The sequence below is a fragment of the Rubripirellula reticaptiva genome (genome assembly GCF_007860175.1).
GTDB lineage: Bacteria > Planctomycetota > Planctomycetia > Pirellulales > Pirellulaceae > Rubripirellula > Rubripirellula reticaptiva.
Genome location: NZ_SJPX01000003.1, coordinates 969,162 through 990,910 on the forward strand (window position 1 = coordinate 969,162; position 21,749 = coordinate 990,910).

At 56.4% G+C, this 21,749-nt stretch carries 5 protein-coding genes; 3 read left to right on the top strand and 2 right to left on the bottom strand.

What is annotated here, in order from left to right; translation table 11 throughout:
• Nucleotides 1-90: 90 nt before the first annotated feature.
• Both Poly59_RS16335 and Poly59_RS16340 read right to left on the bottom strand, forming a co-directional pair.
• Entirely contained in the window at nucleotides 91-753 is a 663-nt protein-coding gene (locus tag Poly59_RS16335; RefSeq protein WP_146535131.1) for a PEP-CTERM sorting domain-containing protein, read from the bottom strand.
• Between the two features lie 66 nt (nucleotides 754-819).
• Complete coding sequence (locus tag Poly59_RS16340; RefSeq protein WP_146535132.1) at nucleotides 820-12,177, bottom strand: choice-of-anchor Q domain-containing protein; 11,358 nt, start codon at nucleotides 12,175-12,177, stop codon at nucleotides 820-822.
• A 321-nt stretch (nucleotides 12,178-12,498) separates the two neighbouring features.
• On the opposite strand from Poly59_RS16340, the gene Poly59_RS16345 reads away from it, so the two are divergent.
• From Poly59_RS16345 to Poly59_RS16355, 3 genes are read left to right on the top strand one after another with little or no spacing between them, the layout of a single operon-like run.
• The gene (locus Poly59_RS16345) at nucleotides 12,499-13,137 is read left to right on the top strand and encodes a sigma-70 family RNA polymerase sigma factor (protein ID WP_146535133.1); all 639 of its coding nucleotides are present in this window, start codon (nucleotides 12,499-12,501) and stop codon (nucleotides 13,135-13,137) included.
• Between the two features lie 9 nt (nucleotides 13,138-13,146).
• Complete coding sequence (locus Poly59_RS16350; protein ID WP_146535134.1) at nucleotides 13,147-18,129, top strand: WD40 repeat domain-containing serine/threonine protein kinase; 4,983 nt, start codon at nucleotides 13,147-13,149, stop codon at nucleotides 18,127-18,129.
• Complete coding sequence (locus tag Poly59_RS16355) at nucleotides 18,119-21,697, top strand: WD40 repeat domain-containing serine/threonine-protein kinase (RefSeq protein WP_186776308.1); 3,579 nt, start codon at nucleotides 18,119-18,121, stop codon at nucleotides 21,695-21,697. Before Poly59_RS16350 ends, Poly59_RS16355 begins: the two co-directional genes overlap by 11 nt.
• The last annotated feature ends 52 nt before the right edge of the window (nucleotides 21,698-21,749 follow it).

Genomic DNA, 21,749 nt, shown 5'->3' on the forward strand with positions numbered 1-21,749 from the left:
GGTTTCGTGTTGGCAAGCCTGGCAATTTCTGACTTCACTTTTCCACATCACTCTGCAGTTTTAATAATCTCCTCGTACGACCTAGAGCAACTAGGACATTTTCTGTCCCGAGCTCCGTCTACGACGCCGACCCAGCGCTACGCAACAGAACAGTCCGAAGGTAGCCAACGAGCTTGGTTCGGGGACGGCAGTTGCATTGATATTGCCTGACGAGGATAAGTTGGGTACTGCGGAGAGTCCATTTGCGTCGGTGAAACCGTCACCGGCGGCAAGCTCAAAGATCAGATCAGTATCACCGCTTACGAGCGAGCCAGTACTTTGAAATGTCAACAGTGCTGCCCGGAAGTTGAAGGGTCCGGAGATCGGATTTCCACCAATGAAAACGGGATTGGTAATGGCGCTAACGCCAACCTCTTGGTAATTGGTGTTGCCAAGCCTCGCATCATCATTTCCGTTACGATTCGTAGCAGAACTGTCAATGGTAAAGAACTGAACGTTCGGCGTTGTGCGAACAATACTGTTGAGAATCAATTCCTCGCTGTCAAACCGAATCTTGAAGGCGTAGGCGGAAAGCGAATCGCCCGCCTCTAATGCGATGTTGATGGCAACATCAAAACTGGCATTCGCAGCAAGGTTTAGGTTTGCCTGATTGTCGGGCAGATTCGCGTTTACATCGAACGTGAGCACCATCGCGCCTCGCGAAACGCCCGCGGATGAGCAAACTAAGATTATTAGGATCAATACACGATTCATTTCTAACTCAATTTTCTTGTGTGGTTTAAGGTTTTTTTTCGATTACTAGGCTATAGAACGCTGGCGTTACTCGTATTCAATTCCCTTAAAAAACCGCTGAATGAACTGGCCATAGTCGGGGATGCCAACAACACCGTCTCCGTCGAAGTCATAAAGATCATTAAATGCAGCGTCGTTGGTCGGTTTGAAGAATGTTTGAATGAACTGACCGTACTCGGGAACGCCAACGATGCGATCGCCAGAGGTATCTCCGAAGTGTGCGAAGAAGTTGTCGCTTTCTAACGTTCCGATTCCATAGTCGCCGCCTTGCAGTCCATTGCCGTCTCCGTCTAGTCGGACGGAAGTTCCGGCGCGACTTACTTTGTTGGGATCAACGGAAAGTTCATAGTTACCGTCGACGAGCGAGTTTTGCGTACCACGGGTAAACACTGACGTGGACTCAAACAGGATCGTCGCGATCGTGTTGTCGTTGGCGTCGTCTTGATAGGTGAAAGTGATATCGACGGTTCCCCCCTGACTTCCCCGCTTAGTGAGAGTAAACGCACCGGGCTCAATATCGACGCTTCCTTCAAACTGAACTTCAAGCGTTCTGATCTGTGAACGTTGGCCGGTATCGTTATCCATGAGCACCGCGCCGACTTGGGCGAGGTCGACCAGCGTTAAACGCACTTCGTTGGAGCCAACCTTGAGGTCCCAGTCACTTCCCAGCGGTGCGGCGGGAAGTTCGACGCGGTCGAAGTCGCCGGTGAATCCGGCACTGGACGTCATCAGTACAAATGAATCACCCACGTTCGGTGTGAATCCATTGAGTTCGACAACCTGTATGTCGCCACCCAAGGCCACAGCGCCGGTGTGAATCAATTGATCATGGCCACTGCTGCCGGGGGTCGTACCGCCCAGCTCGATGATGGTCGTGGCGCTGGCCGCGTAGGTCACGCTGCCGTTGACCACTTGGGCCGGGCTGAAGCCGGGACTGTGTGTGCCGGTGATGTTGACGTTGTTCAGGCTGCCGATGCCTTTGGAATAACCCGGCAATGTGATTGGCTGGGCAGGGCTGGTGCCATCCACGCTGCCATTGATCAGGGACATCAGCGCGAGGTCGTTGGGCGTGTCGAGCGTGCCGAAACCGGTCAGGTTGTCGCCGAAGTCGATCAGTGCTCCGTTGGCGGCGATGATCGTACCGGCGTTGCCACTGCTGCCAAGCGTGGTCAGCGATCCCAGCACGACTTGGTTCGCATCCATCAAGGTTAGCGTGTGGTTGGCGATTCGTAGGATGCCGTCGGTATCGAATCCGTTGAACGCCGCGGCATCACCGATGGTGAGGTCGCCGGTCAATAAAACGGTCGAGCCGCTTTGGCCAGCGAACGGCCCGTCAATGGTTCCGTTTCCAATCAAGCTCTCGCCGGATCCCAACGCCAGTCCCGACGCCGATGTGATTGTGCCACCGTCCAGCAAGGTCAGGTCATCGAGTGCTGCCATCAACGTTGATTCGATCGTCAACGTGTCGGCACCGACATTTAGGGTGCCATCGACCGCAAAGGTCAACATTCCGGTCACTGCCAGTGGTTCAACCCCAGTGAAAGCGACGACACTTGTATTCGCGCCGTCACGTGTAGTGATACTTGCATCACCCAGCGTGCTATTGCTGGAATGGTAGGTTGCTCGCGAAGTTCCAGTGCCGTTGACGACCAATTTGTCGATTCCATTGGAACCATTGAAGGCGATGCCACCAACAAACGAAAAGAATCCACCCGCCGTGGTCGCGTCAAAATCGATGTTCACATTGTCGTTTAACGTTCCGCCATTGATCGTCAGCGACTGTGTCGATGAAAGTGGCGTCGTGAACATTACGGCACCCCCATTGTTGTTATCAGTCACCTCGACGTTGGCGCCATTGAGTTGCAGGTTGACGTCATTGCTGACTCCGGTCGGCAAGTTGAAAACAACATTTTTGGTGATGGTGACCAAGTAGTCCTCCACCTCGCCGTCCAATGCCGGGCCATGGGGACCGAGTCCACCGGCGGAGCTGACCCGAACACGAGCGTAGGTGTCACCGACCACGGCGTTGGCGGGCACAACAAAGTTCAGAGTTTGCAAACCGCCACTGACGAACACATTGTCAAGAATTCGATCGCTGGCGTCCCAGACTCCGTTGCCATCAAAATCGATCCAGGCATCGACGCGAGCCGACGCGGCGTTTTGCAAATCAATGTTCACGCCAGCGATGGCGGTCCCGACTTGGATCGTGCCGAAGAAGACCCCGTCGTCATCGGCGCCGTCGCCGCTACCGTCCAGGGGTGCCACCGCATCGCTCTCAATATCTCGCGTTGCACCCAAAGTCGGGCCAACCGTATCGTGCCGTGCACCGTCGCTAGCCAGCAATGTTCCATACGAATCGGGTGCATCACCGAAGTCAGGTTTGACGTTGGTCCACACCTGGTGGTCGCCGGTATAGTTGACGACCAAGGCGTCCAAGTCGCCGTCGCTATCGACGTCCCCCAAACTCACGCTAAGACCACCCAAGCTATTCGCCAGCGTCTGGCTGCCCGCGAACACACCGTTGGTGTTGGTCCACACCTGGTGGTCGCCTTGATAGTTGGCGACAAAAGCGTCCAGGTCGCCGTCGCCATCGAGATCCCCCATACTTACGCTATAGCTCAGCGAGCTATTGACCAGCGACTGGCTGCCCGCGAACACGCCGCCGGTGTTGGTCCACACCTGGTGGTCGCCTTGATAATTGGCGACAAAAGCGTCCAGGTCGCCGTCGCCATCGACGTCCCCCAAACGTACACTACGGCTATTCGAACTATTGGCCAGCGACTGGCTATTGGTGAACACGCCGTTGGTGTTGGTCCACACTTGGTGGTCGTCGCCAACGTTGGCAACGAAGGCGTCTAGGTCGCCGTCGCCGTCGATATCCCCCAAACTCACGCTATAGCTGCGCAAACCATTGACCAGAGACTGGCTGTTGGTGAACACGCCGCCCGCGTTGGTCCACACCTGGTGGTCGTCGCTATTGTTGGCAACAAAGGCGTCCAGGTCGCCGTCGCCATCGAAATCCCCCAAACTCACGCTAAAGCTACGCAAGTTATTGGCCAGCGTCTGGCTGCCCGCGAACACGCCGCCGGTGTTGGTCCACACTTGGTGGGCGCCTTGATCATTGGCGACGAAAGCGTCCAGGTCGCCGTCGCCATCGAGATCCCCCAAACTCACGCTAGTGCTGCGCAAACTATTGGCCAGCGTTTGGCTGCCCGCGAACACGCCGCCGGTGTTAATCCACACCTGGTGGTCGCCTTGAACATTGGCGACGAAGGCGTCCAGGTCGCCGTCGCCATCGAGATCCCCCATACTTACGCTATAGCTCAGCGAGCTATTGACCAGCGACTGGCCGCTGTCAGCGAAAAATCGCGAGAAGTCGGGCGGGTTGATGGTCAGGGGGTGATCCTCGACTTCACCGTCCAAGGCCAGGCCACGTGGACCGAGTCCACCGGCGGTGCTCAAGCGAATTCTCGCGTAAAGCGTCTGACCGCTGACGGCATCGGCGGGCACATCGAACAGCACGACGTTGTCACCGACGTTCACGAGCGCACGGCTGGCGATCCGCTCACCGAGTCCATCGAAGGTCCCGTCACCGTTGAAATCGATCCAGGCATCCAGCTTGCCTGCGGCACCCTGAACATTGACCGTCACACTCGCATCGGTCTGTCCGACTTGGATCGTGCCGAAGATGACTCCGTCGTCATCGGCGCCGTCGCCGCTACCATCCAGCGGTGCCACCGCATCGCTCTCGCCATCACGCGTTGCACCCAAAGTCGGGCCGACTGCTTCGTGCCGTGCACCTTCGCTGGCCAGCAACGTTCCATACGAATCGGGTGCATCACCGAAATCAAAGCCGCTACTTTCAAAAGCACCGATGTCGATTCGGCCGAACAATACACGGCTAAAAGGTGTGCTGCCACGTTGGTCAAATTCACCAACGTTGAATGGGATCGCTGGATCGCCCGCATTGAACGCAGGAGACACTGGCGATATCGCGTGCGTTAGCGTCGGGCCGCCGTTGTTGGCCAGTGGGCCGAGCAGTGGATTGCCGACAATCGTGTCCACCAACCCTCCCGATCCATCCTGGATGAGATTGAAGGTACCGTTGAAGGTACCGACAAGGTCTCCGCCTGAAGTGCTGCCTGCCACGATGCTGTTGTTGACGGTCACCGTACCGGACACGTTGTTAATGCCGCCGCCTGCGAAAGCCGAATTGCCGCTGAGCGTGCTGCTGGTGACGGTCACCGTACCGGAGACGTTGTTGATTCCGCCGCCGCTGCCGATGCCGCCAATATTTCCGCTGAGTGTGCTGTTGGTGACGGTCATCGTACCTAAGTTCCAGATGCCGCCGCCGCCGCCTTGGTAAGCCGAATTGCCGCTGAGCACGCTGCTGGTGACGATCGCCGTACCCTTATTCCAGATGCCCCCGCCTTGGTAAGCCGAATTGCCACTGATCGTACTGCTGATGAGTGAGAGCACACCGTCTGAATTGAAACGAATGCCGCCGCCATCAAGCGCCTGGCCGCCGGTGACTGTCAGACCATTGACTGTCAGATCGCCTGTGGTGCTGGAAAAATTCAGGACCCGCGAGTTGTTATCTAGTTGCAAGTTTACGGAGGCGGCGACGTCAGTGATCAATGTGCCTAGAACCAACTCGTCATTGCCTAGTGCATCGCCCGTGATCGTCACGTTCAAGCCGGTCGTGCCATCGATCGTCAGCATATCGGTGATCTCGAGTTCGCCTTGGGTCAGACGGATCAAACTGTTCCCATCTCCAAGAAAAATATTGGCATCGAACGTGATCGTTTGGGAACCCGGTAAGGCGTTGGCGAATCTGATTGCCTCACGTAACGACGTGAACTGATCGTTTTCGTCAATGATGTCGTTGGGTGTTGTGACCGTGAGACTCGGAGTCTCCTGGGCCTCGAACGCACCCATATCAATCTGTCCGCCAGCAACGCGAGCGAATCCACGTTGATCGAAATTGGGCGGTGAACTGAACCCAGGGTCGCCAGCATTGATTGCCGGACTACCAGGCAACAACGCATGCGTCTGTGTTGGGCCTCCGTTATCGGCCAGCGCACCGAGCAGCGGTTCGACGGGAGTTGCCACGCTGCCGATTTGATTGTTGCTGCCAGTGATCGTTAGCGCCGATATGCCAATCAGGCTATGGTTGATCGTTTGCGTGCTGTCGGGGTCAGGATGCAGGTCGGGGCCAGAACCGTTGTCGGTATTCCCCGCAACGATCGAGCTTTCGATCGTCAGCGGAGGGTTGTAGCCGTAATTGATTACAAAAACGCCACCTCCCCTTTCTTCCGCCACGTTGCCGCTGATCGTACTGTGCGACAGTGACAAGCCGCCTCTAAACATGAAGATGCCGCCGCCATCCGAACCACTGTTGCCGCTGATGGTACTTTCCATCAGCGTGATGTCACCGTAGCGAGCTGCGATGCCGCCGCCATCGGCAAAGTCGCCCGAGGTGCTGTTGCCGCTGATCGTGCTGCTGGTCAGGATCACGTCACCATGCCGAGCGAAAATACCGCCGCCGATGCCTTCGTTTCCGTAGGTGCGATTGCCGCTGAGCGTGCTGCTATCCAAGGTTGCATCGCCAAAAGCGTAGATGCCGCCGCCAAGGCCTAATTCGCCTGTGGTCGAGTTACCACTGACGGTGCTGCTGGTAAGCGTCAGACCGTCCATTGAATCGAACCGGATGCCTCCGCCAATGTCATTGGCACCGGTGGTGCGACCGCCGGTCACCGTCAGCCCTACCAACGTTAGATCGCCAGTGGCGGCAGAGAAGTTCACAACACGAGAGTTATCGTCGAGTGAACTGGCATTCGCGGCGAGGCTCGCGGCGACATCCGTGACGTAGGTGCCCGGTACTAGAACGTCATTCGAACTCGCGTCAGCGGTGATCACGATCTCCGTGCCGAGGGAACCGTCGATGGTCAATCCCGCCGTGATCAGCAGCTCACCTTGCGTCAGTCGGATCAAACTGTTCGCGCCGCCGGTAAAGACGGCCGCGTCAAACGTGATCACATCATCGGGAACCAGATTCGCCAAGAGAACCGCTTCACGCAGACTGAGTTCATTGGGCGAATAATCGCCGTCGACGACATCGGTCGACGTGTCAACGATGAGTCCGCGCGATGGTAGAACTTCGATCGTATCGAGAGCTTCCGCAGCAAAGTTTCCGGCCGCATCGCTGACACTTCCGGCGACCACGGTGACACGAGCGGTGCCCTCAAAGCCAACGTTCGGCGTGAAGATTGCGCTATAGAACGGGTCGTTGAGTACGAACCCCGAAAGCGTACCACCAATCGTCGCAACGTCTCCAACGTCGAAACCTGTCATGGTCTCGCTCACGTTAAAGCTGACCAGTGACGAGCCGCTGCCGTCCAATGCATCGGTTGCAAAATCCACCGTGACCGTTGGATTGAGCGTATCGATCGAGAACTCGATCTCCGGCGTGTAGTCCAACTGCGCGTTTGCAAAAACGTCCGTTGCGCCAGTGATATCGATGGTCACGTCGTCGATTCTAATGTTGGCGTCGAGGACATCGTAAAATACGACGAAGCTGACGTTGCCGTTGGTGATTGGCCAAAAGCCGTCGGCATTGACCAAGGTCGACGTCACGTCTTTATCGAAAGTCAGTACCGGAATCGCGTTTTGGTCCATCGCTTCACTGAACTGAATGACAAAAGCCACTTTGTGGACACCAACGTCAGCATCGCTGATCAGCGACGATGTCGTCGCGACGGAGCCGACGATGCGGAATGCGGTGACCGATGTGACCGACGGTGGCGCCAAATCGATGATCGTGACCGGATAGTCTTCGACTTCGCCATCACTGGCGAAACCACCTGGGCTCAAGTTGCCGGCGGTACTGAGCCGGAAGCGGGCCTGGGTCAAGCCTCCGATCGCAGTTGCGGGAACGCTGAAGGTCAAAACATTGTCACCGTTGACGACATCGACCGATTCAAACACTTGTTCTACTGCGTTCCACGAACCGTCGCCATCGAAGTCGATCCAGGCATCCAGTTTCGCTGGTCCGCCTTGAACGTTCACGGTCACCGTGGCGTCAGTCGCACCGATCAAGATGGTGCCTGCGTTGAATGTCACGCCGTCTTCATCGGCACCGTCATCGGCTTGGCCGTCCCCTTCGGCGTCACGGAGCTGGCCCAAGGTTGGACCGATTGGTTCGTGGGCTGCACCGTTGTTGGTCAACAGCGTGGGATAAGGGCTTGGCGAATCACCAAAATCGTAGCCATTTCGCTCGAAAGACCCGATGTCGATTCGGCCAAATTTTACACGGTCGAAACCACTGCCGCGCTGGTCAAACTCGGCAGCGTTAAACACGATTGCGGGGTCGCCCGCATTGAACGCTGGACTGCCGGGTAAGAGCGCATGAGTCTGCGTCGGTCCACCGTTGTCAGCAAGCGGACCAAGCATGGGAGCTTGGAAGGATAGATTCCCGATGCCAAATGTCGCTGCGGAAAAACTGATCAGGCTGTAGTCAATCGTTCGCGTCCCGCTACCCAGACTAAGTTCCGCATTCGTGGAAGGATTCTCGGCGATGATCGAGTTGTAGATCGTCACAGGCGGGGAATATTCGACCCAGATTCCTCCCGCGGAGTGTGCTTGGTTCTCGCTGATTGTGCTACCGCTTGCAGCCAAGCTGCCAGATCGTGTGGCGATGCCGCCGCCAAAGGAGTTGGCAGCCGTGTTGGCCTGGTTTCCACTGACGGTGCTGTTCGTCAGCGTCACGTTTCCAGATGACGTATAAACACCACCACCCGCTGACGTGCCAGTTCCTGTGATGCTATTGCCGCTGATCGTGCTGCTGGTCAGGTTGACCGGGCCGCTAAACGAATAGATACCACCGCCATACGCATCACTGCCCGTGATGCTGTTCCCGCTGACCGTGCTGCTATTCAGATTTACGTTGCCATTGACGGTGTAGATACCGCCGCCTCTGAAGGTTGACGTGTTGTCGCTGACGGTGCTGCCAGTGAGGGCAAGGTTGCCGCTGGAGTTGAAGATAATTCCGCCGCCGTCGCCGGTGGTCTGTCCGCCGGTGAGGGTCAGACCCGAGATCGAAAGATCGTCATTGAACGAGGAGAAGTTCACGACACGTGATGCACCTTGCGCATCAATCGTCAGCAAATCTTGGCCGGGGCCGATGACCGCCAACGATTCGTTGATTTGAAGTTCGCCAGCGGTCAGGTTGATCGACTGCACCGTGTCGAAAAGCGATCCGAATGTGATGGTGTTGATGCCTGGGGCGACGTTGGCGAGGTACACAGCTTCGCGAAGGGTCAGTTCGCCGGCCGAATAGTCATCGTCATCGATGTCACCTAGACTATCAACGACCAACGTCGGCAGCGTTTGAAACTCAAACGCGCCCATGTCAATTCGTGAACCGGCGGATGCGTTCCCATCAAAGACTCGAACAAAGGGCAAACCGCGTTGGTCGTACTCGGTCGCGTTGAATGCGATCGTAGGATTGCCCGCATCAATCGCTGGGCTGCTCGCGCTCAACGCATGCGTCTGCGTGGGGCCGCCGTTGTCCGCAAGCGGCCCGAGTTGCGGATTCCAGCCAAATAGATTGCCCGTGCCTGTCGATCCATTGATTAACGTGCCTGACGTGCTGCCGATCAAGGTGTAGTTGATCGTCAATACGCTCCCAAGATTATGCGCTAGTTGAGGCGCCGCGCTGGCGGTATTCCCGTAGATGATCGAATTCGTAACCGTGAAGCTTGGATTCGCATTCGTGCTGAAAGCCCGAATTCCGCCGCCAACCTGCGCGCTGTTACCGAAGATCGTACTGCGATCGATCGAGACCGAGTTTGGACCCGTCAGAATACCGCCGCCATAGAGAGACGCACTATTTCCGCTGATTGTGCTACCAATTAACGAGAGATCGCCCAAATAGGAATTGATACCGCCACCATGGCCAGTGCTTGCAACGTTTCCACTAACCGTGCTGTCGATCACCGTCACGGTGGCGCTCGAATTGGATGCAAATATCCCGCCGCCAGAAATGCCCGCGGTGTTTCCGCTGACGGTACTGTTGATGACAAACACGTCGCCTGCGGGCGCGTAAATCCCGCCGCCATAATAGCCTGTACTTTCACTAACCGTGCTGGCAATCAACGTGAGATCGCCAGAGGATAGAAATCGAATGCCGCCGCCGTACTGAGTCGTCTGTCCACGGGTCAGCTTCAGACCCGATACAGTCAGGTCGCCCGTCGTGCCGGTGAAATCCAAGACTCGACTGTTATTAAACGCATTGAGCGTTAGCAATTCCTGGCCGGGACCGGCGATCGTCAAAGTGTCGGTGATCGACAGCACACTTCCGGAGACATTGATTGTTCGGGGAGTATCAAAATACGATCCGAACGAGATGGTGTCTGGACCGGAAACCAAATTTGCCAAGAACACAGCTTCGTTCAAACTCAATTGGCCAAGCGTGTAATTTCCATCGCGTCCGTATGCGGTTGTGTCCACGACAAGTCCACGCGATGGCAATAGTTCAACAGTGTCGCTGCTTGAATTCACATTGGAATTGCCCGCAGCATCAGTAAAGCGATTGGTGGCGACTGTTATCGCAGCGGTAAGTTCCGCACCGACCTGTGGCGTAAACGTGGCGCTGTAGGTGGTGCCGCTGCCTGAGATCGGTGAAAGCGTTCCTCGGATAACGGTGATGTCACTGTCACCGAAGTCACTCACCGACTCGCTGAACAGAAAGTTCACCACCGATGTGCTGCCCGCGTCCATCGTCGCGGCAACGATATCGACCGCTACGGTTGGATTGAGCGTGTCGACGGAGAACTCAATCTCGGGCGTGTAGTCGACTTGCCCGTTGCCGGCAATGTCTTTCGCTCCCGTGACATCGATGGTCACGTTGGCGATATCCACGCCGGTGTCGACAACGTCGTAAGTCACCGTGTAGGTTTGGTTGCCGCCGGACCAGAGGCCCGTTCCATTTGCCAGCGCCGTGCTTGCGGTAGGATTGAACGTCAAGACTGGAGTGACGCCCGAATCCATCGGTTCGCTGAATACAACGGCGACAGCAAACGCATCGGTTCCGACGTTCGCATCAGCGATGAAGGAAAGATTCGTGTCAACGGAGACAACCGTCGGCAGCGTCGACTCCAATTCGTAAGCGCCGATATCAGTGCCGCTACCCGGCGCCACGGGATCGTCGATCGGGCGCGGCACGCCGCGCTGGTCAAAGAGTTCCGATGATGATCCCGCGTCGATCGCGGGGCTACCGGTTAGCAATGCATGCGTCTTCGTCGGTCCGCCGTTGTTGGCCAGCGGGCCCAACAGCGGGTTGCCACTGAGAATATTAGAGCTGTTGCTATCCAGGGTTCCCGAAACATTGGGATTCGAAGGCGCCGTATTCCCGGAAACGATGCTATTGGCGACATTGATGACCGTGGGACCGGCGTTGGTTCCGAAAATGCCACCGCCGCTGTTCGATGCGGTGTTGTTGGTGAGTGTGCTGCTGTTGACATTGATTGTGCCATTTAGATTGAAGATCGCACCGCCGCTGCCCGATGCCGAGTTCCCTGAAATGGTGCTGTTGCGCACGGTCAACGAGTCGTAGAAGTAGCTGAAAATTCCGCCACCATCTTGGACTGCGGAATTCCCGGAAATGGTACTTTCGACGACGCTGGCTGTCCCAAAGTTGACGATGCCGCCGCCATCGTCGCGAGTTCGGTTATTAGACAGCGTACTGCCGGTCAGATTCAGATTAGCATCGTTTCCATTGACGATAGCTCCGCCTCGACCTGTGGCGGCATTCGCAGTCAAGGTGCTGTTGCTGATCGATAAACTTTCATTGTTGAAGATGGCACCACCCACACCAACGATATCGCCACCGGTCAACGTCAAGCCACTAACGGCCACGTTGATATGCGATCCATTGTTGCTGTCGTCGATGTTGAAAATGCGAAAGCCATCACCAGTATCGAAAGTGTTGTCCGTTCCGTCTCCCGCATCGATCGTCAGCAAGTTGGCGCCAGGGCCGCTAATCGTTAATGCGGCAGTGATCGTCGGCAATTGACTGCCGATGTTGATCGTTTGGGCGGTTGCGAAAACGATCGGATCAAACGTGATCGTGTCGGCGCCGCTGCCGGTCTGACTTAGGTCGGTGGTGGCATCGGCATTGGCCGCGATGATGGCTTCGCGAAGCGTGACGAGTCCGTCTCCGCTGGTTGTGTTATCGGCGAAACTGTTCACCGTCAGCGCAGCCAGCAGATTCCGATCCTCAAGCGATTCAATCAACAGCCGCCGCCGCGACCATGGACCACCTCGTTTGGCGGTGCGGCGTCGCTTGTCGTTGCGATGGTCTCGGACGCTTCGGAATCGACTCATTGTGTCACTTTCAAGTGAACGTGCTGGCAAACTTGTCTTGCTGGGGAACCTGTTGCGGGTAGATCCAGAATCCCCCCGCGATGGGTCTACCTGCGACCCGCCGGCTGTTGTCGCCCCCTGAGCCAGCAATTCCGGAGAAATTGACACAAAGCGTTCGTTCACGTGGTCGTATGAACCCTAGTCCTGGCAGCCGGTGTAGGAAAAATCGCGCCGTCGCCAGCGAATGTCGCGCTGTCCCGCTAGAAACGTCGCGTCGTGACGCATCGCATCGGATACGCTTTGCCCATCCGCCAGCGCGATCTTGACCAATAGAATTCAAAAATGAGTGAGGAAACCAACGACTTGACGCATCTCGCCCGACCGGGCGATGAATCCTCTTTGGCCGACTTGTTCCAACAGCATCGCGTTCAACTGCGATCGATGGTCGCGTTTCGGATGGACGCCAATTTGCGCAGCCGTGTTGATCCATCGGATGTGATTCAAGAATCGTTTTTGGATCTCGCCAAACGTTTCGATGATTTCAAGTCGAAACAAGAGATGTCACCACTGGTGTGGATGCGGCTTGTCACGATGGAACGACTGATGGCCGTGCACCGTCGACACGTCGACACTCAAATGCGTGACGCCAGACGCGACGTGTCGATCGACCGCGATATGGGATTTGGTGCAACCTCGGTTTCATTGGCTGCCGCGCTGATGGATCGTCTATCCTCGGCATCGGGAAAGCTGATTCGTTCGGAACAAAAAGCAAAACTGCACGAACTACTTGAGCAAATGGATCCGGATGACCGCGAGATCATCGCGCTGCGAATCTTCGAAGGCGTCACCAATGGTGAAGCAGCCGAGATTCTGAAGCTGACCAAACAGACAACCAGCAAACGGTTCGTCCGAGCGATTGAACGATTGAGAAGTAAGATGCAGGATATTCCTGGGCTGACGCAGTGGTTTAGCAAGAGTTAGGAAACGCCGATGAATCGTGAATCGAATCTGTCGCATGACTTGGATCTCTTGGTGGACGAAATCGCCGAAGAATTTCTAGTCGCCGTGCGGGCAGGAGAGCGAACGAGCGTTGATGTGTTTGTGAGTTCGCATCCGAAAGTGCTCGCAAACCCTGCGCTCGGCCAACCGCTGCGACAAATGCTCGAAACGCTCAATGCCGTGCATGGCCTAGGCGGCGAATCGCTTCCCGCTGACGCTGCGGCTACCAAAGCTGTTATTCAGCAACCAGCCGATTGGCCGAAGTTCGACGACTACCAATTGCTTCGTGTCGCCGGACGTGGCGGGATGGGCGTCGTCTACGAAGCGACGCAATTATCGTTGTCGCGAAGAGTCGCGCTCAAGGTGTTGCCCGATCACACGCTTAACAACCCTAGCGCGGTGGCACGATTCCAACAGGAGGCTCGATCGGCAGCACAGCTTCACCATACCAACATCGTGCCTGTGTTTGAGATAGGCAACGATGGCGGGCATTGTTTCTATGCGATGCAATTCATCGAAGGCTATTCGTTGGACGAGGTGATTAGCCAAGTGCGTGAGCGAGGCGAAATTGACACAGCAAAATTGCCAGAGGTTTCAACGAAGGAAATGCTGGGTGGATCGACGACCGAGTCCGAAGGGACGGCTCCCAATAGCAAATCAGCTTCGTTGGACTTTTTGGTTTCGACCATTTGTTCGGACATGCCGTTCGATGCACAGCAGACGCCAAACATCTCCGGCAAGATCGACACGGTCGTTCGTCGCCCCGGTAGTTCCTCTTTTTCGGTTTCCCAACATTCCAAACCGTACTATCGAAACGTTGCGCACATTGGACGCCAGATTGCCGATGGATTGCAGCACGCGCACGAGCGAGGCGTCATTCACCGCGACATCAAACCGGCCAACGTCGTCTTGGACGCCGAAGGTGTCGCATGGATCACCGACTTCGGACTCGCGAAAACCGATGACAGCGATCTGACTCGCGACGGAGATGTCGTAGGAACCCTGCGTTACATGTCACCGGAACGTTTCGCGGGAACCTGCGGTGAATGCAGTGACATCTATTCATTGGGTGTCACGCTTTACGAAATGTTATCGCTTCAGTCTCCCTTCGCGGCCCACGATCGCATCAGCTTGATCGCCGCGATCCGCGACACGCAGCCGCCTCTGCTGCGTTCGATCAACCATCGCGTCCCGAGCGATCTGCAAACCATCGTCGAAAAAGCGATGGAAAAAGATCCGCGACGTCGTTACCAAACGGCCGTCGCGATGTCGGACGATTTGGATCGCTTTCTGGATGGTCGCCCGATCCGCGCTCGGCGCGTCGGATCGGTCGAGCGGCTATGGCTGTGGTCCAAAAACAATGTGGCGTTGGCAGCCGCGATCGCAGCAATCGCAGCGGTTCTTGTGGTGGGAAGCGCGGTGAGCACTTGGCAGGCGGTGCGGGCGACGAAAGCGGAAAAACTGGCGACGGTTGAAGCGGCTCGTGCGACGCAGGCGGAGCAAGTACAAGCGACGCTGCGAGAAAAATCGGAGGCGAACGAGCAGACGGCCATTGCGCAAGCAGACCGTGCAACGAAAGCCGAAGCGATCGCTGTGCAGGAGAAAGAAGCGACGCGGCAGGCGCTCGCGAAGTCGCAACTCGACCTCGCCGAAAAGGAATTTGAACGCGGCAAGTTTATCGAGGCGCAGAAGATTCTCGACGAGACTCCGGAGAGCTTTCGAGATTCGAACTGGCGATTCCAACAGTCGCACTCGCGCGACTTTAACGCGCAGCTTTCCATCCCCGCCGTAGGCCTCGCGTATCAAATGCAGTTGCTGCCCCGAGGGGATCGTTTCGCAGCCAGTTTCGCCTATAACCGCATCGGAATCTTTTCAGTCTCGGGTCAGCAAGTCGGCGACTGGATTCCGACAACCTCGCCACGTGTCAGGTTCGGCATCGATCGCGCCGGCAACCGCCTGGCGTTCGCGAGGTCGCCAAACGAGGTCGTGATGACGGATCTCGCGACCGGGCTGGACCTTCATAAGTGGAAATTGAACATTGGAAAAATCGGGCACGTGATGCTGAGCCCCGATGGCAATATTGTGTTGGCGGCAGGCGGAACAAAACTCACGGCCTATTCCACTCAGACGGACTCGCCTCTCTGGACGCAGCCTTACAAGGGCGTTGCGCCCGCTTTCAGCCCCGATGGACGAACCGTGGCACATCTCGTCGCCAATACTGATTTGGATTTAAAGATTGAACTCCTGGATACGCTGACGGGAGCCGTGCGTGGAACGCTCGAAACGACGGCGGACAATCCCGAAAAGACGACCCTTCAATTCGACCAGACCGGCGACCGGCTGGCGTGTCTCGGCGGTGACGAAGTGATCCTTTGGAACACGCAGACGGGCAAGAAAATCCGAGGGCTACATTTCCCAGGCGAGACGGTGAAATGGCTAAGTCCTGATGGGGATTCGGTCGCGACTCTCAGCGGTGCTCGCATCCGTCTGTGGGAATCAACAACCGGACGATTGCTAAGGTCTTTCAATGGTGCCGTTGCTGAAATTCGGGAATTCTTCTTTAGTCCCGATGGCAAGATGCTGCTGTCATCGCAAGTGTTATCGAATGATGCCGAGGTGAATATTTGGCCGACCCGGCTCGAAGAAGGGATCGCCTCTGTGCAACTCATTCCGAATGAGTCGAAGTGCCGCTCCATCATTTTCGATCACGATGCGTCCAATTTTTATGCAAGTGCTGACCGATCTGCCGGAGCTTGGCAAACGCGAGGCGACTCGCAGACTTGGGACTTCACGACAACCCGCGAAATCCAAGACCTCGCGGTTCATCCGGTTGACGGATCCATCGTCCTGTCCGAGTGGACCAAGAAAACGTTCACCCATCTGTCGCCGACCGGAGAATCGCTGGAGTCGTTTGGATTCAACCACGGCGCGAGCCTGAGGTTCAACCGCAATGGCGACCGGCTGCTTGTCGTGCAGGGCGCTTTTCATGATTCGAAAGGCGGCTGGTCATTTGCCGTTTTGGAATATCCGTCAGGCAACATCCTGCAGGACATTTTGTTCACGAAGTTTTCGAATGAGATCGAGCCCCACCAGCCGTTCTCCGCATTCTGTCTCGAGGATTCCGCCGTCGCCACGGCTGCCCGCGTCGGTGGGATTGACGTGTGGGATTGGCAGGCGGGCAAGCTGATTCGTCAGATCGATGCCGCGCAGACCGGGAGCATCCGTTGCCTCGCATCCAGCACCGACGGCGGACGCCTAGCCAGCGGCGGACCGGACCGCTGGATCCGTGTCTGGGATGCGGCGACGGGCCAGCTGCAAACTGCCTTCCGCGCGCACTGGGAGGGCGTGAGCTGTTTGAAGTTCAGTCCCGATGGTCGCGAAATTCTAAGCGGCAGCGATCTTGGTACCGTGCGTATTCACGATGCGGCCAGTGGAGAAGAAAGGCTTTCCTTGTACGGCCTCACAACGCCAGTCATCGACGTGGACTTCAGTCCCGATGGCAAGCTTATCGCCGCGATCACAATGGATGCAGTAACGAAAGTATGGGATCGTGAGCTTTCGATCCGACACGCGAGACTGCCCTGGAAACCGAAAGTGAACGGGCCGTTGGTAGCCATCGACGCGGACGGCTGGCAAGAACTTCTCGCACCTCTTGATCCGTTCGAGGTTGCAACGAGCGGTACCCTGTGGAAGCTTGAAGACAGCAAACTTTTCAGTCCGGTGGCGCAGTACGCGGCGATACAAATGCCCGCTAACTTGTCTGGCACGAGTTATCAAGTCCGTGTCGTGCTGCGGCAACGCGATGCAAAGAGTGTCTTCCACGTCGTCCTTCCGGTTGCAGATCGGATGTGTGGATTCGAATTGGAAGGCCGTCCCGGCATCGGCATTTGGAGCGGCCTGATCCAAGTCAAAGGCCAGTTTGGTAATCGTTTGCCAGGCGCTGTTGAAGGCAAACAGGTGACGGACGCCCAGGAGCACGAGCTCGAGGTGACCGTGAGACTCGACGACGCAAACGCCATCATCACCGCCACGCTTGACGCCCGACCGCTGTACCGCTGGAAGGGGCCCCAAACGGATCTCAGCCAGCACAAGAGCTGGGCCATGACCGATCCTGGATTCCTCGCTCTCGGTTCTTGCCGTTCTCTCGCAAACGAATGGGTGGTTTCAAAAGTGAAAGTGAAGCGTCTGGATCCAGCGGCGGCGATCAGGGTGGGCGCAGAAATCGACGGTGCCTGGACTACGGTTGTGGCAGAGGTTGATTCCCCACAACGTGGCGGCCGAAACGCAGATCAAGTGAACGCCGACGGTCCAACGCATCCGTCGCTTGCCCGGTTGGTGGAACAGTCGGCCAGTTCAGCCAATGATAGCCTACTGGCGATTCGAGTCGCCGCCTTGCAGGTTTGGTTCGGACTCGATGCCGACTATTCGGTCACCCGTCAACGGATGCTGAATCTGGCAAGCGATACCACCGACGGTCAACTTGCTGAGCGCGTCGCCAAACTGAGCTGCATCCGCCCACTCTCTGACGCATCCCAGCGAGAAGCGGTTCTGGCTCTAGCCCATCAAGCTATGAAAACGGGCTTCAAATCAACGAAAATGCATTGGAATCGCCTGGCGCTCGGAATGGCCGAGTACCGAGGCGGTCTCTACACCGAGTCTGCCGCCACCCTGGCCGCTGTACCGAGCACCATGGGTGCCAACACATGGCTCGCAGATCTGATCAAGGACACCGCAAGCTTCTATCGTGCGATGAGCCTTTTCCAGGGAGGAAACGCGAAGGAGGCCGTTGCCCTCTTCACCGAAACGGAGGCAAGAATGACTCACCTACCCGCTGATGAGCGAAACCCGCTCGCCAACGACGCCAACGATGTTCATTTGGTCCACTGGCTGGCCTACAAGGAGGCGAAGGCATTACTGGCCGAAGCCAGCATCGATGAAGAACAGAATCCTTCAGAAGCCCCCGATGAACCATAACGCAGATGACGCAAATTGTGATGACGCAAACGATGACAACCCAAATTCGTTGGCGGACAGCGACGTTCTGATTGGCCAGATCGCCGAAGAGTTTCTGGCAGCTGGTCGCACCGGCGACCCGCCAAGCTTGAATGACTTCGTCGGCTCGCATCCCGCCGTGATTGCGAACCCAGCCATCGAAAAGTCGCTCCGGCGGATGCTGGAAACCATTCGGCTTCTGCATGGTCTCGGTGGCGAATCGTCCATGGATGAAAAACATGTTGAGTCGACGTCCTCGCCAGATGCCGGCTGGCCCGAAATCGAAGACTATCAGCTGCTTCGCGTCGCGGGCCGAGGCGGAATGGGCGTCGTCTACGAAGCGATTCAAGTGCCCTTGTCTCGCAAGGTGGCGCTCAAAGTCTTGCCCGCTCACACGACCGGTAATCCCAGCGCAGTGGCACGATTTCAACAGGAAGCTCGCGCGGCGGCCCAGCTTCACCATACCAACATTGTGCCGGTTTTCGAGGTCGGTGATGACGGCAAGCATTGCTACTATGCGATGCAATTTATCGAAGGCCATTCGCTTGACGCGGTGATCCGCCAGTTGCGCAAAATCCGTGATATCGATAGCTCCAAATCGCGTCACGGTTTGCCGGAGGAAGTGTCGGAAGGATTAGCGATCAACACCAACGCGATGGTGAACGATAATCACCTTTCCCTCGATGCGCAACTCGAGACAACTTGCTACACCACGTTGCTGGAAACACCCCAGACGCGACCAGTGCTTGACGGTGATGATACGGTCCCGATTGCCAGAGGCAGTTCGACGTTGACGGTGTCCGGGCATTCCAAACCGTTCTTTCGCAACGTCGCACGAATCGGACATCAAATTGCCGATGGACTCCAGCACGCTCACGAACGTGGTATCGTGCATCGCGACATTAAACCGTCCAATATCATCTTGGATCCCAAGGGCGTTGCCTGGATCACGGACTTCGGCCTTGCAAAGACCGATGATGTCGACCTGACACGCGACGGTGACGTCGTGGGAACACTGCGTTACATGTCACCGGAACGTTTTGGGGGAACCTGTGATGCGAGCAGCGATATCTATTCGCTCGGCGTGACGCTGTATGAGATGTTGGCGCTCCAATCACCGTTTGCCGCGTATGACCGTTTTAGTTTGTTATCGGCGATCCGGGACAAGCACCCGGCGCCGCTGCGATCGTTGAATCATCGCGTTCCGCGTGACCTGCAAACCATTATCGACAAGGCGATGGAAAAGGAACCACGTCGCCGCTATCGAACAGCCGCTGCGATGGCCAGCGACTTAGAACGTTTCCTCGACGGTCGGCCGATTCGTGCACGCCGTGTTGGTTCAGCAGAGCGGATGTGGCTATGGTCGAAGAATAACGTCGGCTTGGCGTCATCGATCGCCACGATCGTCGTTGTCCTCATCGTGGCTAGTTTGGTGAGTACCGTGCAGGCAGTTCGGTTGAGCGAAGCGAATATTAGGACAACCGCCGAAGCAGGCCGCGCAATGAGAGCCGAAGCAGTGGCAATCGACGAACGCGTCATGGCTCAGAGAGCGTTAGCCAAGTCGCAGCTTGAAGTCGCTGAAAAGGAATTCGAGCGAGGCAAGTTCATGGAGGCAAAAAAAATCGTTGACGACACCCCGGAGCAGTTCCGGGATTCCAACTGGAACTTCCTCAAAAATCATTCCAGCGACTCGGTTTGGCAGTTGAATATCCCAGGGCACGGTAGCGTCCGCCACTTTGATTATTCGCCCCAAAGCAATCATCTGGCAGCCGTTCTCCACCAGCGGGCCGGTGGAGTCTTCTCTCTCGACGGTAAGCAAGTCGGCGATTCGATTCCGGGATATGCGATTTACGGCGACATCGCTGGAAGTATGGACGGCGAGAAGATTGCCTTTCCCGTGTCAGAGAACGAGATCATCGTGCAAGAACTGCTTACGGGAAAGATTCTTCACCGTTGGCCCTGTCAGACGTATCAGTGGAGCAACGTATTGATGAGTCCCAATGGCCAGGTCACGTTGGCCACGATGAAGGGGCAACTGACGGCTTTTGAAACACATACGGGTAATCCGCTGTGGACCCGAAAATGGAATGGAGTTCTTCCGGACTTCAGCCTTGACTCCAAGCGTGTAGCGGTCGTCACTGAACGGAAAAATCTGGACTTTAAGATCGAGATCATTGAAATGTCGACAGGAGGCGTTTCAAAAACCTTTGAAGTGACCTCCGACAAACCGAGCCTTGCACAATTGCAGTTTACGCAAAATGGCTGGCTGTCGTGTTACGGTGACAACGAGCTGATCATTTTGAATGCGACATCAGGCGTGAAAATACGAGCTTTGCACTTTATGGGTGATGAGGTGCGACGGCTAAGTCCCAGTGGAGCTGTTGTTGCAACCAATAATGCTAACCGCATCCGCCTGTGGGATACCAAATCGGGGCGGTTGCTACGGTCACTTAATGGACTGATCCCCTTGCCATGGAAAGTCAAATTTAGCCCTGACGGAGCGATGCTACTTTCAGCCCGTGCGGCGGCGGATGGCGACGGCATCGTCGATTTTTGGTCGACTCGTCTCGAAGAAGAAGTTGCCGAAATAGCGACGGGCGATGTTCTCAACTCAGCCTCTCGTTTTTTTGATTGCAGAGTCGCGTTCGATCTTGATGGCAGTAGCGTTTACAAACTGCGTAACATTTTGGTCGAAGCTTGGCCAATTGGGGCCAAGCGACAAGAGTGGATCGCTCGTTCCAATGGAGAACTCTTTTCCGACATGGCGGTTCATCCCAACGACGGAACCGTCATGGTGAGCGAGAACATTAAGCCAACGTTCACACATTTATCGGTCACCGGCGAGGAACTACCACCTTTCGGAACGTCCAAGTCGTCGAGCGTGCAGTTCAATCGTGGTGGAGAATTTCTGCTCACCGTCAAGAGTGCGTTCGCGAAAGTTCGGCCTGGAAAGGGAGCCAGCCTCTTCGACTATGCAACAGGAGATGAGCTATGGAAGAACGACGATATCGATCGACCTTTCGCTGTTTTTTGTCTCAGCGATCGTGCTGTGGCGACTGCTGCCCTTGCCGGTGGGATCGACGTTTGGGACTGGAAGTTGAATGAGCGACTGTTTCAGATCGACGCGTCACAAACGGAGAGCATTAGTTGCTTGGCGGCCAGTCCTGACGGACGACTGCTGGCGACCGGCGGACTCGATCGCTGGATTCGCGTCTGGGATTTGTCGACGCGGACGCTGAAAACGGCCTTCCGTGCGCACTGGGATGCAGTCAGCTGTCTGGAGTTCAGTCTGGACGGACGCGAACTGCTCAGCGGTGGCACCGGGGGAATTGTCCGAATTCATGATGCCACTACGGGCGACGAGAAACTTGCCTTGTACGGTCTATCGACTTCAGTCGCTGATGTGGACTTCTCTCCCGACGGCACACAGATCGCTGCGATTGGCAAGGACGGACTTGTCAAAATATGGGATCGCGAGGTATCGAACTTGAATGCGACGCAACCGTTTCGACACCGAACCGCTTTATCAATGGACCGGTCCGATCATTGAGCTCACTCAAGGGGCGAAGTGGGCCACGCCCGAACCCGGCAAGCTCGGCTTT